10 protein-coding genes, 1 tRNA gene and 1 pseudogene are annotated in these 14,864 nt (G+C 62.3%); 5 read left to right on the forward strand and 7 right to left on the reverse strand.

The window, feature by feature from the left end:
* The first annotated feature begins 271 nt into the window (after positions 1-271).
* Both GYA94_RS15250 and GYA94_RS15255 read left to right on the forward strand, forming a co-directional pair.
* Positions 272-2,188, forward strand: coding sequence for a DUF1302 domain-containing protein (locus tag GYA94_RS15250; protein ID WP_174824184.1), 1,917 nt, complete (start codon positions 272-274; stop codon positions 2,186-2,188).
* A gap of 86 nt (positions 2,189-2,274) precedes the next feature.
* Entirely contained in the window at positions 2,275-3,603 is a 1,329-nt protein-coding gene (locus tag GYA94_RS15255; protein WP_054913443.1) for a DUF1329 domain-containing protein, read from the forward strand.
* 96 nt (positions 3,604-3,699) lie between these two features.
* Here GYA94_RS15255 and GYA94_RS15260 read toward each other — a convergent pair whose 3' ends face one another.
* From GYA94_RS15260 to GYA94_RS15270, 4 genes and pseudogenes are all read right to left on the reverse strand, one after another.
* Positions 3,700-4,659, reverse strand: a complete 960-nt coding sequence (locus GYA94_RS15260) for a cation diffusion facilitator family transporter (protein WP_054913444.1) — start codon at positions 4,657-4,659, stop codon at positions 3,700-3,702.
* Positions 4,660-4,803: 144 nt separating this feature from the next.
* Complete coding sequence (locus GYA94_RS28725; RefSeq protein ID WP_371105812.1) at positions 4,804-5,559, reverse strand: methyl-accepting chemotaxis protein; 756 nt, start codon at positions 5,557-5,559, stop codon at positions 4,804-4,806.
* Between the two features lie 102 nt (positions 5,560-5,661).
* Positions 5,662-6,870 (reverse strand): annotated as a pseudogene (locus GYA94_RS28730) (cache domain-containing protein); the annotation flags it as partial.
* Between the two features lie 64 nt (positions 6,871-6,934).
* The gene (locus GYA94_RS15270; RefSeq protein WP_110679189.1) at positions 6,935-8,287 is read right to left on the reverse strand and encodes an APC family permease; all 1,353 of its coding nucleotides are present in this window, start codon (positions 8,285-8,287) and stop codon (positions 6,935-6,937) included.
* Positions 8,288-8,733: 446 nt separating this feature from the next.
* Between GYA94_RS15270 and GYA94_RS15275 the strand changes: the two genes are divergently transcribed.
* Positions 8,734-10,242 carry a YdgA family protein gene (locus GYA94_RS15275; RefSeq protein WP_161892623.1) on the forward strand — a complete coding sequence of 503 codons (1,509 nt, stop codon included), beginning with the start codon at positions 8,734-8,736 and terminating at the stop codon, positions 10,240-10,242.
* Positions 10,243-10,473: 231 nt separating this feature from the next.
* Positions 10,474-11,532: a quinolinate synthase NadA gene (nadA, locus tag GYA94_RS15280; RefSeq protein ID WP_009684090.1), complete on the forward strand. Its 1,059-nt coding sequence runs from the start codon at positions 10,474-10,476 to the stop codon at positions 11,530-11,532.
* A 393-nt stretch (positions 11,533-11,925) separates the two neighbouring features.
* Here the strand turns inward: nadA and GYA94_RS15285 are convergent, their stop codons facing one another.
* The 3 genes from GYA94_RS15285 to GYA94_RS15295 all read right to left on the reverse strand — a co-directional run bounded on the left by GYA94_RS15285 (position 11,926) and on the right by GYA94_RS15295 (position 14,522).
* A complete protein-coding gene (locus GYA94_RS15285) occupies positions 11,926-12,897 on the reverse strand; it encodes a magnesium and cobalt transport protein CorA (protein ID WP_009684091.1) in 972 nt (323 codons plus the stop codon).
* Between the two features lie 64 nt (positions 12,898-12,961).
* Complete coding sequence (locus GYA94_RS15290; protein ID WP_110679186.1) at positions 12,962-13,681, reverse strand: lysophospholipid acyltransferase family protein; 720 nt, start codon at positions 13,679-13,681, stop codon at positions 12,962-12,964.
* A gap of 151 nt (positions 13,682-13,832) precedes the next feature.
* Positions 13,833-14,522: a crotonase/enoyl-CoA hydratase family protein gene (locus tag GYA94_RS15295; RefSeq protein ID WP_110679185.1), complete on the reverse strand. Its 690-nt coding sequence runs from the start codon at positions 14,520-14,522 to the stop codon at positions 13,833-13,835.
* Between the two features lie 198 nt (positions 14,523-14,720).
* On the opposite strand from GYA94_RS15295, the gene GYA94_RS15300 reads away from it, so the two are divergent.
* A tRNA-Ser gene (locus GYA94_RS15300) sits at positions 14,721-14,810 on the forward strand.
* Positions 14,811-14,864 lie beyond the last annotated feature (54 nt).

A 14,864-nucleotide genomic window follows, 5' to 3' on the forward strand; every position in this document is an offset into this window, starting at 1 on the left:
ACTGAATTCCATTGTAGTCAAAATTTTTAAATCACGACAAGCGCGGCCCTGTCGCACCGCGCTGTGCCGTTCAGTCACGGAAAAAGGCACTGATTTAAGCAACAAAGCCGCGTAAGAAACTGAATGGTCAGCGCCCCTAGACGATTGACAGCAGCCAGCCTTGGACGCATCTTGATGACATGCATCGTCAGATAATTCGAGTTTGGACCTTGCTCTGGTCGCGTCACTCCGGTGCGTAAAAAAACAAAAAGACATCCCAGGAGCAGTACTGATGAAATCTTTCCGTTTTGCTGACCCTTGTGGGTCGAAAAGCAGGGTTGCATGGCTCGGCTTTGCGTCAGCTATCACCTTCACCCAGCCCGCTGCAGCGCTCGAATTTGCCCTCGCCGATGGCGATATCACCGGCACCCTGGATAATACCGTGTCTTTCGGCCAGGTATGGCGAGTTCAAGGCCAGGCGAAAAACAACGATGCGCTCAATGGCAACGACGGCAACCGCAACTTCGATACCGGGCTTGTTTCGCAGGTGTTCAAACTGACCTCGGAGCTTGAGGCCAAGTACCAGAATTATGGGCTGTTCGTTCGTGGGTCGGCGTTCTATGACACGCAGATAATGGACAAACGCAGTGACTACTACAACAACCCGGCGGTGGTAGAGCCTAGCCAGAATTATCCAAAGGATGACAGCTTTACCCGCAGTACCCGACACCTCGCCGGCCGCTCTGCCGACATTCTGGATGCCTACGTATACGGGGCATGGGACGTGGCCGATCACCCCCTGACGGTGCGTTTCGGCAGGCAGGTGTTCAACTGGGGTGAGTCCTTGTTCTATCGCGGCGTGAGCGTTTCGAACCCCGTGGATGCGGTCAAGTACCGCTTGCCTGGCTCTCAGGTCAAGGAAGTGCTTGTGCCGGTTGAGGCGCTGAGCCTGAATTTCGGCCTGACCGACAACCTGTCCATGGACGCTTACTACCAGTTGAAATGGAAAGAAACGGCGCTTGACCCGGTTGGCAGCTACTACTCCACCACCGATATCTTCGGGCCGGGTGGCAACACTGCGTACGCCCAGGTCCCTGCATTGGTTCCGGCAATGGCAGCGTACGGCATGGCCACCCAGATCCCGGGCGGCCTTGGCCAAGGCCCCTTCAATGCCAGCCGCTACCTCGACCCCGCCACGGGCATCTTCAAGGTCAGCAATGTGCAGTCGGACGACAAGGCTCGGGCCAGCGGGCAATACGGTATCAGCCTGCACTATATTGCCGAGGCCTTGAATGCCACCGACTTCGGCTTCTACTTTGCCAATTACCACACCAAGGAGCCCGTGCAGCAGATCGACACCGGCGCCTACCGTGGCGTCGATCTGACCACGCTTGATTCGCTAATCGGCCCCAGCGCCGCCCGGGCATTGGCAACCCTGGACCTGTCACAGAATGCCAATGTGCGCCGTGAGTATGTCGAGGACGTTCGCATGTACGGCCTCAGCTTCAATACCACGATAAACAATGCGTCGGTTTTCGGTGAAATTTCCTATCGGCCGAATCTGCCGATTGCAATCAGTGCGACCAACGACCTGGTGGGTGACCTTCTCGCGCAAGGCGTGGCCGGTACGTCGGGGCTGTCCGACGCCAACCTCAGCGGCGCCCAGGCGTGTGCCTCGCTGGGCGGTAAGCCGTTCTGCCGGGGCGGGGTCTATTCCAACTACGAGCGTGTCGAGTCGATCAACGCCTCGCTGGGAACCATCTACAACTTTGGCCCGTCGTTGGGCTTCAACTCGTTGGTCGGCATTGCCGAAATCGCGACCCAGTCCTACCACGGCAGCGACTTGAGTTATACCGGGTACAACCCCACCCCGGTAAAGCGCAAGTTCGCCGGCACCCCAGACACCACCGACAACCCCATGACCCGCGAGGCGTATGGCTACACGCTCAGCATGCAGGGCACCTGGACCAACGTATACGCTGGCGTGAACCTCTCGCCGTTCTTCGTCCACACCAACAACTTCAAAGGCAACTCCGACCTGACCGGCAGTTTCATGGAAGGCCGAAAAGGCTACACCTTCGGCATCAAGGCTGATTACCTGAGCCGCGTTGAAGCCGGCCTGCAATACACCCTGTTTACCGGTGCGGGGCAAAGCAACCTGATCCGTGACAGGGACAACGTCAGCATGGACGTGAAGTACTCGTTCTAACGAGGTATTCATTCTTTCAAGCAGGGCTAACCATGAAATACTACGTCAAGCATGCCAAGTGTCTTTCTCTCGTCGTTGGCACCGTTATGCTGTTCGCCTTCGGCGCGGCACACGCCGCTGTGTCCGAACAACAGGCAAGCCGGCTGGGTAAAGACCTTACCCCCCTGGGCGGCGAAACCGCGGGCAACGCCGATGGCAGCATCCCCGCCTGGACCGGCGGCCTGAGCAAACCCCCGGCCGGTTACGTGCCAGGCCAGCATTACGTTGATCCGTACCCGGACGACAAACCGTTGTTCACCATCACCGCGGAAAATGTCGAGCAGTACAAAGGCAAACTGAGCCCCGGGCAGATCGCCCTGCTCAAAGCCTACCCGCAGACCATGTCTTACCCGGTCTATACCACTCGCCGCAGTGCTGCCGAGCCACAGTGGGTGTACGACAACACCCGGCAAAACGCGACCACGGCGGAGCTGGCCGAAGGCGGCAACGGCTTCATCCACGCATTTGGCGGTATCCCGTTCCCGATCCCGCAAAGCGGCGTGGAGGCACTGTGGAACCATATCGCCCGCTACCGCGGTACCTATGTGGTCCGCAAGCTCTCGGAAGCCACCGTTCAAGCCAATGGGCAGTACAGCCTGGCCACTTATGACCAGGACGTGCTGTTCAAGTACTACGTCAAAGGCGGCAGTTACTCGACGCTGAACAACATCCTCTTCTACTACCTCAGTGCCGCCCGTAGCCCGGCCCGTATGGCGGGTGAGGCGTCGCTGGTGTACGAAACGCTGAACCAGGTGGCCGAGCCACGCATGGCCTGGGGCTACGTGCCTGGGCTGCGGCGGGTGCGTCGCGCCCCTACCATCTCCTACGACACGCCGGACAGCGGTTCCGATGGCCTGATCACCGTTGATGACCGTGATATGTTCAACGGCTCCCCCGATCGCTACGACTGGAAGCTGGTCGGCAAGAAAGAAATCTACATTCCCTACAACAACTATCGAATCGCCAGCCCGCAGTACAAGTACGATGACATCATCAAGCCCGGCCACCTGCTCAGTGCGCCGACCCGCTTCGAGTTGCACCGGGTGTGGGTGGTAGAGGGCACGTTGCGGCCAACGGCGCGGCATATCTACTCGAAACGGGTGTTCTACCTCGACGAAGACAGCTGGCAAATCGCGCTTGCCGACCGCTATGACAGCCACGGCGAACTGTGGCGGGTATCGATAGGCTACATGAGCAACTTCTACAACGTGCCCACCACCTGGACCACCGTCGACGCATTCTATGATTTGCAGGCGCGCCGCTACATGGTTCAGAAGTTGGAAAACGAGGAAAGCAAAACGCTCGACTTCAGCCAGCCAGTGCCCTCCGAAGACCGCTACAAGCCTGCAACCCTGCAGCGCATGGGCAACCGCTGACACGTGCCGCCAGGCGGCTCTGCCCGTGGCGGGCGGTGCCGCAGGGTTTCAGATGCCAGGCTGGCCGTGCCATGCCAGCCCGGCATTCTCGAAAGCTCATTCCGCCCATTCCGGGTCGCCCGTGAACACCACCGTCAACCAGCGGTTCGGCCCTTCACCGCCCACGGCTTCACCAATCTCGTTGCGCCACGCGTCCCATTCATCGATGGTCTTCGCTGCCATGGCCTTGGGTACGATGAAGTACAGCTCGATCTCGCGTGAGCGCCCGACCTTGGCAACATAGGCACGGTAGGACTGCAACCCGTGGCGGGCGACAAAGGCTTTGGCCACTTCGTCCACGTGCAGCTTGAGGTCGCCTGGGGTGACCAGGAAAATGTCCGCCAGGGCCTGGCGCACCACCGCCATCGGCAGCGGCACAATCACCAGGCACACCAGCGCCAGTACCGCCGGGTCGATGTACGGTGATACCCACTCCCATGAGGTTCCCTGAACCGCGTAACCAAAGCAGAAGGCGATCAGCAGCGCAGCGGTGATGCTGGCCGACATCACCCAGCCCTTGACATCCATGGCCACGAAGTCCGACTTCAGCTGGCGGTTGGCGCGGGCCTCGACCAGGGCGATGGTCACGCAGCAGATCACGGTCACTACCGCGTAGACCATGGCAATGCCGAACTCCAGGTGTCGGCCGCCCTGCAGCAGGCTGCTGACGGCGTTGATCAGGGCATAGACCGCCACGCCGCTGAGCAGGATGCCATTGAGTGCCAGCACCATCGGCTCCAGGTGCCAGAAGCCCATGGTGAAACGCTCGCGCAGCTTGCGCGACATCTGCACGCTGGTGGTATGCGAGGTGATCAGCTTGACCACCACCAGCGACAGGCCGCTCATGCTGGCGTCGACCAGTGAGTAAACGCCATCGAACATGATCGAGAACGACCCGGAGGCCACGCCGAAAGCGATGCCGATGCTGGCGATGAACAGGGTGACGGCGATCGAGGTGCGCAGCAGGCCCTGTTCGCAGGTGATGTCGAAGAACGAGGATCGGGGGGCGGTTTGCATAAGGTGTGCTCGGCAAAAACGATGATGCTGTGGTGCCTGTGAGGGCCTCTTCGCGGGTAAACCCGCTTCTACAGGGGGCATGGCTTCAAAGGCCAGTGCTGGTCCTTGTGGGGGCGGGTTTAACCGCGAAGAAGCCCTTACAGATTAGACGCGGAACTGCTCCATGAGCGCTTGTTGCTGGTTGGCCAGCCGGTTCAAGGCCTGGCTGATGCGTGCCGACTCGTCTGCCTGGCCTGCCAGCGATTGGGTAACGTCGCGAATGCCGGCTACGTTGCGGTTCACCTCTTCGGCCACTGCGCTCTGCTCCTCGGCGGCCGAGGCAATCTGCAGGTTCATGTCGCTGATCACCGCCACCGCCTCGCCAATGCGTTGCAGTGCCGGCAGGGCCTGCTCCATGCGTGCGGCACTGGCTTGCGCCTGGCGTTGGCCCTCGTGCATGGCGCCCACGACATCCTGGGTGCCTTGCTGCAAACCTTCGATGACCTGGCGAATTTCCTCCACCGACACCTGCGTGCGCTGGGCCAGCCCGCGCACCTCGTCGGCGACTACGGCAAAGCCACGGCCGGCTTCCCCGGCACGGGCTGCTTCAATGGCCGCATTCAGTGCCAGCAGGTTGGTCTGCTCGGCGATGGTGCGGATGACTTCCAGCACCGTGCCGATCTGAGTGCTGCGGCCCTCCAGGGCGCGTGCGTCGGCCATGGCCGTGTCCATGTCCAGTGCCAGCCGGTCGATGCCCTGGCGGGTGCTGTCGATCAACTGCAGGCCTTCCTGGCTGGCCTGGTCGGCGGCACGTGCCGCCTGGGCCGCCTGCGCGGCGTTATGGGCGACATCCAGCGCGGTGGCGCTCATTTCATTGGCCGCGGTGGCCACTTGCTCGATTTCACGGTGTTGCTGCTGCATGCCGGCGCTGGTCTGGCTGGCGATGGCTGCCGACTGGTCGGCGGTGCCGCGGGCCTCCTGCAGCGAGCCTTTGAGCTGGGCGATGACCGGCTGCAGTTTGTCGAGGAAGCGGTTGAACCACGCGCTGAGCTGGCCCAGTTCGTCCTGGCGGGCGTAGTCCAGGCGGCGGGTAAGGTCGCCTTCGCCGCTGGCGATGTCTTCAAGCCGGGCAGCCACCGCCAGGATCGGGCGGGTTACCCCGCGGGCCGTGAGCCACACCAGCAGCAAGCCCAGCACTGCCGCGCCCAGGCCGATCAGCAGGCTGGTCAGGTTGGCACGCTGGTTGTGCGCATCCAGGCGCTGATTGAGGGCTACCGCGGGCGCCTGCAGCACGCTTTCCGGCACTTCCAGCAATACCTGCCACGGGGCGGCGTCGGGAATGGGCGTGAAGGGGTGCGCAACCCGTAACTGGCCAGCGGCAACTGCAGGTTCAACGGGTTTGCCGAGCATGCTGGCGTCGCGGCTATTGCCTGCCAGCAGGCCGGCCGCGCTGGCGATGCTCACCTGGCCCTGACCCTCGAACAGCTCGCGGCGGCCGTTTGTGCTCAGTTGCTGCAGGTTGTCCAGGCTGATATCCAGGCCGACCACGCCCACCACTTTGCCGTGTTCCAGCAAGGGCAGGGCGATGCTGGTCATCAGTACCTGGCTGCCGTTGACCTCGTCCAGATACGGTTCCAGCAGGCAGGTTTTGCCGGTCTCCAGTGGGCAGGTCAGCCAGCGGTTCTTCGCCGCGCCGTTGCTGCCGATGCTGGCGTCGCCGAGCAGCGCTTCTGGCATGGCTTCGCGCTCCAGGGTGCCCGGGCGCGGCTGCGACCAGTACAGCGAAAAGCGCCCGCTCTCGTTGCTGCCCACCGCGTCCTGGCCGCGGTACTGGCTGTCTTGCTGGTCCAGTGCATCGGGTTGGAACACCAGGTACAGGCCGATCATGTCAGGTTTGCCGGCCAGGCTGGCTCGCGCCTGGCGGGTGAGTTCGGCACGCAGGTCGTTGCCACCTCGGGCTTGCAGCACTTGCACCAAACGGGCAAAGCCATTGCCGTATTGATAAGCGTCCATGAAGTAGCGCTGAATGCGCATGGCCTGGGTTTCGGCATGGGCCTCCAGGCGCTGCCGCGCGCTGCTGTCGAGCATGGCGGTGTTGGCTTGGTTGACCAGCGTGGCACTGCGCTGTGCCTGAGTCAGCGAGGTGGCCACCAGCAAGGCGACGATGGCCAGCAGGCAAAGGCCGGCCAGCAAGGTGATCTTCCATTGGATGGAGAGGCGGCGCAGCAGCATGGAGCTTTCCTTTTCGAACACTGCAACGCCCGCGGCCAGGCGCGGGCGTTGTGGGTAGCGTGGGTCATTCAGGCACGTAGTTGGGGGGCGCCGAGCGGAACGCCTTGGTCAGCCAGCCCAGGTACAGCAGGCCGAGCGCCGCCCAGATACCGCCAAAGATCAGCGAGTGGGCATTCAGGTCCAACCACAGCGAAACGATGATGCAGAAGCCGATGGTGGGCAGTACCAGGTACTTCAGCTGGTTGGCCAGGCCCTTGCGGTTGCCTTCGCGCAGGTAGCAATGGTTGATTACCGACAGGTTGACGAAGCTGAACGCCACCAGGGCGCCGAAATTGATGATCGAGGTGGCAGTCACCAGGTCGAAGAAGATCGCCGACAGCGAAATGATGCCGACCACGGCAATGTTCAGTACCGGTGTCTTGTAGCGTGCGTGCAGGCGGGCGAAAACGCGGGCCGGGATCACGTTGTCGCGGCCCATCACGTACAGCAGGCGCGACACGCTGGTCTGCGAGGCCAGGCCCGAGGCGATGGTGTTGATCACCGTGCAGGCTATGAACACCGACTGGAACAGTTTGCCCCCGACATACAGGGCGATTTCCGGCAGGGCCGCCTCGTGGTCATGGAAGCGCGCCATGGTCGGGAAGTAGGCCTGGATGAAGTACGACACGGTGATGAACACCACGCCACCGATCAGGGCGGTGAGGAAGATCGCCCGCGGGATGGTCTTGCCCGGATCGCGGGTTTCTTCGGACAGGCAGGTGACGGCGTCAAAGCCCAGGAACGAGAAGCACAGGATGGTCGCGCCGGCGGCCAGTGCGCTGAACTGGGTCTGACCGTCGGCGAACGGGATCAGGCTCCAGGCCGTGCCAAGCCCTTCACCGTGGTGCAGGCCACGCACGCACAGGTAGATGAACACGGCGATGATCGCCACCTGCACGCCCACGAACAGCAGGTTGAAGTGCGCCACCAGGTTCACGCTGCGCATGTTGATCAGGCTGATGAGGGTCACGAAAGCGGCCACCCACACCCATGCGGGTACTTCCGGGAACATCGCCGAGAGGTACAGCTTGGCCAGCAGGGCATTGACCATTGGCAGCAGCAGGTAATCCAGTAACGACGACCAGCCGACCAGGAAACCCACGTGCGGGTTGATCGCGCGCTGGGTGTAGGTGTAGGCCGAACCCGACTGCGGGAAGCGTTTCACCAAGGTGCCATAGCTGACTGCGGTGAACAGGATGCCGGCCAGCGCCAGGATGTACGCGCTGGGCACGTGGCCGGCGGTTATCCCGCTGACGATGCCGAAGGTGTCGAATACGGTCATCGGTGTCAGGTAGGCCAGGCCGATGATGATCACGTGCCACAGGCGCAGGGTTTTGCGAAGTTGGCCGTTGCCGGCAGCGCTAGGGTCATGCTGCATGCTGGCATGGCTCCTGTTGCTGGGCGCGAACGGCGGGCACGGGGTATGGCGCATGCGGCAAGGGCGAGCGGGTGAGCTCCATGTTGTTCACCTTTTATGTTGGAGCAGCGGAAGGCGCGAGGGGGCGCGCAAAGTGGTGAAAATAAAAAACGATGGGTAGGTGGGTGTCAAGTTAAACATGACAAGACGTTACGGCATTGAAATATTTATCGATATTAAGTGGAGTTTGTTCGGTTTTTACGCGGTTTTTTGCGGTTCTGATCAATTTGTGTGTTCGAAAAAATCAACGATTCGGCCATGGGGTCAATCGGTTTGTCAGATGCTTCCGAAAGGCAGGATTTCGGCACTTTGGCCTGCGTCCCGTGCCTGCGGGGGTGATATTCTTCGTACTCTGTGTGGCCCGTGGCCGCCTACCCAGCCCTTACGGACAGCAATCGGTTCAATTCATGAAGAAATCAGTTGGCATTCTTTCCGGCCTGGCGGTTGCCATCGCCGTCGCAACCACCGCTGGCGCCTGGTACACCGGCAAGCAGTTGCCAGCCGAGCTGGACAACGCGCTTGCCCGCAGCAACGCCGAGCTGCAAAAGGCCCTGGTCACCACCGGTGGCAGCCTGCGTATCGAGCGGGTGTCGCTGGAGCAGCACTTCTTCAGCAGTACTGCCCAGTACCGGCTCAAGGCCCGCGACATCAACGTGGGTGAAGGCGAGGTGATCAACTTCGACGTGGGCGTGACCGACCACATCGAGCACGGCCCATTCCCCTGGTCGCGGGTCAAGGCGCTGAAGCTGGTGCCGGTGATGGCCGTCAGCAACAGCACGTTGCAGAAGGACGATGCCGTCGCGCCTTGGTTCGACGCTGCCGGCGGCAAGGTGCCGCTCAGCGCGCAGACCAGCCTGGGTTACGGGGGGGATGTGGTCAGCCGGATTCAACTGGCGCCGCTCAAGCTCGACAAGGCAGACGGCAACCGCCTCGATTTTTCGGGGATGCAACTGGAGGTCAGTGGCGACAAGGACGGCAAGGCCTCCAAGTTCCACGGCCATGCCGACCGTTTGCTGATGAAGCTGGTGAACGACGACCAGCCACCGGCCACATTCGAGCTTCAGGGCCTCAAGCTTGGTGGCAACCTGGCGGCCACGCCGTACGACAATATCTACGTGGGCAACGTCGACCTGTTGTTGGCCGAGGCCAAGGTCACGCTAGGGCCAAAGCAGCAGGTCCTGCTGGTCAAGGGCGTGGAGCAGTATGCCCTGCAGAGTCTTGAAACCCCCGACACCGTGGGCGGCCGCGTGGAGTACAAGGTCGGGGACATCAGTTGGGACGGCCGCGCGGTGGGCAAGGCGCAAATGGCGGTAAGCATCACTTCGGTCAATGCCCCGGCGCTGCAGGCCTTGTCGAAGTGGTACCAGTCGCACCTGCCGGAGTTCGAAGCTGCCGCTGCTGCCGGCCAGCCGGTGCCGCAAATCCAGATGGACGCCGCCGAAAAGGCCCGCTTCCAGGGCGACCTGCGGCAACTGCTGGCGGCCAAGCCCAAGGTGGCGGTGGAAAACCTGTCGTTCAAGACCGCCAACGGTGAGAGCCGCTTCAACCTGGCGATGGACTTCGCCGCGCCGGCCAGCTTCGACCTGCCGCCGGACCAGCTGAGCAAACAGGTCGTCACCGAGGTGAAGAGCAAGCTCTCGCTGTCCAAACCCATGATTGGCGACCTGGCGACACTGCAAGCGCTGCTCGATGGCCAAACCGATGCCCAGGCGATCGCCATGCAGTCGGGGCAGGCCGGGGAGATGGTCGGCATGATGGCCGTGCAGAGCGGCCTGGCCACCGTGCAGGGCGATGATGTGGTCAGCAGCCTGCACTATGCCGATGGCATGGTCGATTTCAATGGGCAGAAGATGACCGTGGAAGAATTCGCCATGCTGATGGCCGCGCACCTCGCAGCGCTGTCGCCGCGGGGGTGATGGTTATCCGGCGCTGGTCTCCTGGTGGCTTCACCCGCGAACAGGCCAGCGCCGGCAACACAAAAACCCCTTTAGTAATCGCTGGATTCTCTGTAGCCTTCGGCCTCCGATAATAATCCGCGCCCGCAGAGGGCCGTGGCGGCCTGCGCCGTCCGGCACCCTTAGCCGATCTGTCAGGGCCGGGTGATACACTCGATTTGATGCGCACGCGCGCTTGCAGGTCCAGCGATCATGACCCAGATTTCCGAACGCCTGTTGGTTCAGGCCCACCTCGACGCCAAGCAGCCCAACCCGCTGACAGCCGAGCAGGAGGCCGAATACCGTGCGGCCATCGCTGCCGAGCTCAAGGCCCAGAACGCTGTGCTGGTCGCCCATTATTACTGCGACCCGGTCATTCAGGCGCTGGCCGAAGAAACCGGCGGCTGCGTGTCCGACTCGCTGGAAATGGCCCGCTTCGGCAAGAACCACCCCGCCGAAACGGTGATCGTGGCCGGTGTGCGCTTCATGGGCGAAACGGCAAAAATCCTCACCCCGGAAAAGCGCGTGCTGATGCCGACCCTGGAGGCCACCTGTTCGCTCGACCTGGGCTGCCCGGTCGAAGCGTTTTCGGCGTTCTGCGACCAGCACCCGGAGCGCACCGTGGTGGTGTATGCCAATACCTCCGCTGCGGTGAAGGCCCGTGCCGACTGGGTAGTGACCTCCAGCTGCGCACTGGAAATCGTCGAAAGCCTGATGGACAACGGCGAAACCATCATCTGGGGCCCGGACCAGCACTTGGGCCGTTACATCCAGAAGCAGACCGGTGCCGACATGCTGTTGTGGGACGGTGCCTGTATCGTCCATGAAGAATTCAAGTCGCGCCAGTTGGCCGACATGAAGGCGTTGTACCCGGACGCCGCCATCCTCGTGCACCCCGAATCACCGGAAGCGGTGATCGAGTTGGCGGATGCGGTGGGTTCCACCAGCCAATTGATCAAGGCCGCGCAGACCTTGCCGAACAAGACCTTCATCGTTGCTACCGACCGCGGCATCTTCTACAAGATGCAGCAGTTGTGCCCGGACAAGGTATTCGTCGAAGCGCCTACTGCCGGCAACGGCGCCGCCTGCCGCAGCTGCGCGCACTGCCCGTGGATGGCCATGAACACCCTCGAGCGTGTGCTGCACTGCCTGCGCAATGGGGGGGATGAGATTTTTGTCGACCCTGCGTTGGTGCCCAAGGCGATCAAGCCATTGAACCGCATGCTGGACTTCACCCAGGCGGCGCGGCTCAAGCTTTCCGGTAACGCCTGAGGTTGCCGGAGGCCGCTCGGCGGCCCCAGCACAGCCACCGCGCCGCCTGCTTCGCGGGTAAACCCGTTCCTACGGCTCACGCTACCGATGTAGGAGCGGCTTCAGCCGCGAACACCGGCAAAGCCGGTGCCATCCACCGTGTTGGATTCTTCGCGGGCACGCCCGCTCCCACACCGCGAGCACCTGCAACGCCGGTGCCATCCACCCCGTCGCCTGCTTCGCGGGTAAACCCGCTCTTACAGCTTACGCTACCGATGTAGGAGCGGCTTCAGCCGCGAACACCGGCAAAGCCGGTGCCATCCACCGGGTTGGATACTTCGCGGGCACGCCCGCTCCCACGCCGGCAACGCCGGTGCCCGTAGCGGAATTGAGTCGCGATGGGCCGCAAGCGGCCTATAGCCAGCCCGACCTCTTGAAACTGGCATACAACCCGGTACACCCCGCAGCAATCACCCCCAACACCGCAAAATAGCCGTAATGCCAGCTCAGCTCCGGCATATTCTGGAAGTTCATCCCATACACCCCGGCGATCGCCGTGGGGAACGCCAGGATCGCCGCCCACGCGGCAAACTTGCGTTGCACGATGCTTTGCCGTGACGACTCCAGGAACATGCCGATCTCGATGGTCTGGCTGGCAATGTCACGAATGCCCGACAAGTCCTCCATCTGCCGGGTGACGTGGATTTGCACGTCACGAAAATACGGACGCATGTTCTTGTCGATGAACGGGAAGCTCAGGCGCTGCAGCTCTTCGCTGACCTCAACCATGGGCGCCACGTAGCGGCGCAGGCGCAGGATGTCGCGGCGCAGGCTGTGCAGGCGGCGAATGTCATCCTCTTGCAGTGAGCCCCCCAGCACGCTCTGCTCCAGCGCTTCGATCTCGCCATGGATGGCTTCGCTGACTGGCTGGTAGTTTTCGGTGACGAAGTCGAGCAGGGCGTACAGCACGAAGTCTTCACCGTGCTCCAGCAGCAAGGGCCGCGCCTCGCAGCGCTGGCGCACCATGGCATAGGATTTGGAGTGGCCGTTGCGGCAGGTGATGATGTAGCCGTTGCCGGCGAAGATGTGGGTTTCGATGAACTCCAGCTTGCCTTCGTGACGTACCGGCGAGTATGTGACGATGAACAGCGCGTCGCCGAATGTCTCGAGCTTGGGCCGGCTGTGCTTTTCCAGGGCATCCTCAATGGCCAGTTCGTGCAGGTTGAACTGGCATTGCAGGGTGGCCAGCTCCTCGGCGTTGGGCTCTTCCAGGCCGATCCAGACAAAATGCCCAGGCTTGCGTGCCCACTCGCTGCCCTCGTCGATGCTGATGTTGGTGACCTTCCGGCCGGCGCTGTACACCGCTGACGCCACTACTCGACCCATGGTTGCCCGCTTATTCCGGTTGAACACGGTTCATAGCTTGGGCTGTAGACGGCAGAAGAGCAACCTAGCCCTTGCCCAGTTCCCCTTCCATGCGCTCGATGCACTGTTGCATCTGCACACGGCACTGCTCCACCAGTGCTGGCAGGTCCTGCTGGGTCAGGCCCGCGGTGGCAATGGGCGGCAGCGAGCGCACGATCACGGTGCGGCGGCGCCAGCTGTTCAGGCTCAGGCGCCGGGCATAGCGGCTGACGCACACTGGCACGATCGGCACGCCGGCCTCGATGGCCATGTGAAACGCGCCTTTCTTGAACGCCAGCAACTGCTCGCCGGCATTGCGTGTGCCTTCGGGGAAAATCCAGATAGAGGTGTCGTTCTGCAGCACCCGGGTGGTCTTCTGCAGGGCCTTGCGCGCCTGGTAGGCATTGTTGCGGTCGACCAACACGTTGCCGCCCAGCCAGAACAGCTGACCGAACAACGGTATCCAGCCCAGGCTTTTCTTGCCGATGGCGACCGTGCGCTGCGGCACCACCTGGCCCAGCACGAACAGATCGAAGTTGGACTGGTGGTTGGCCACGATCACGCAACCGGGCGGTTGGTCCCACAGCGGGCCGACCTCGGCCTTGACCTTGATGCGCAGCAGCCAGGTGCCCGGCCGGCTGTAAAGGCGTGCGAACAGGCGGCTGTTGTCGGGGTTGAAGGGGCGGCACAAGCCAATGGCCAGGCCCAGGACGCCAACGGCGAGAAAGTGCAGCGCCAGCAGGAGCATGCGCAATAAATAAAGCATGGTACGACTCACACCAGACAGTCGCCGGGCAGTGTACGGCTGTGCACTGGTTGGGGCAAATGCCGGTGTCAGCTTGTGCTGGCCACTTCGCGGGTGAGCCCGCTCCTGCGCGGGAGCAGCGTACGCCTGCCCCGCGTCGCGGCCAGCAGGCTCAACCCATAGGCTGCTGGTCCAGTTGTATGGCGGTGTCCAAGGCCTCGAGCAGCCCTTTGCGCACCTTCAGCTTGGTGTTCTTGTGCGCCAGCATGTTCAGCTTCTTCAATTCCCGCGCCACGTTCAGCGCCGCTTCCTGCAGTTGTTCGGCGGGCACCACCTTGTCGAGGAAGCCGGCATCCACCGCCGCATGCGGGTCAAACACTTCGGCGTTGATCACCGACCGGTGGAAGGCCGAGCGGCGCAGACGGTCGCGAGCCAGTTCGATGCCGGCGTGGTGCATGGTCATGCCGATCTGCACTTCGTTCAGGCAGATCTTGTACGGCCCTTCGACGCCAATGCGGTAGTCGGCCGACAGCAGCAGGAAGGCGCCCTTGGCCACGGCATTGCCCGGGCAGGCGACCACCACCGGGAAGGGGTGAGCCAGCAGGCGGCGGGCGAGGGTGGACCCGGCGGTGACCAGGCTGATGGCTTCCTGTGGGCCGCGGGTCATCACCTTGAGGTCGTAGCCGCCCGACAGAATGCCCGGCTGCCCGGTGATGATCACCACCGCGCGGGCCTCGGCGGCGCGGTCCAGCGCGGCATTGAACGCGCTGATGACCTCCGGCGAGATGGCATTGACCTTGCCGTTGTTCAGGGTCAGGGTGGCGATGCCGTCTTCGGCGTGGTAGGTAATCAGCTCGCTCATGGCAGAGTCCTTTTGTTGGCGTGGCACCGACGTTACCCAGCGCGATGGCCAAGGTAAAGCAGCAAGGCTGACTGGTCGGTCAGCGCCCAGCCGGGCTCTGGTGCAAATACATGAAAAAACTGAAAAAAATGCTTGCCAAAGGGGAGCGCTTTCACTAAATTAGCGCACCTCGACGGGCCGCAAGGCTTGAAGAGAAACGGTGAAGTGTCCGAGTGGTCGAAGGAGCACGCCTGGAAAGTGTGTATACGAGAAATCGTATCAAGGGTTCAAATCCCTTCTTCACCGCCACATTCTACGAAAAGCCCCCGCGCTGAACAGCCCGGGGGCTTTTTGTTGTGCGCC

It is taken from the genome of Pseudomonas juntendi (assembly GCF_009932375.1).
Taxonomy (GTDB): domain Bacteria; phylum Pseudomonadota; class Gammaproteobacteria; order Pseudomonadales; family Pseudomonadaceae; genus Aquipseudomonas; species Aquipseudomonas juntendi.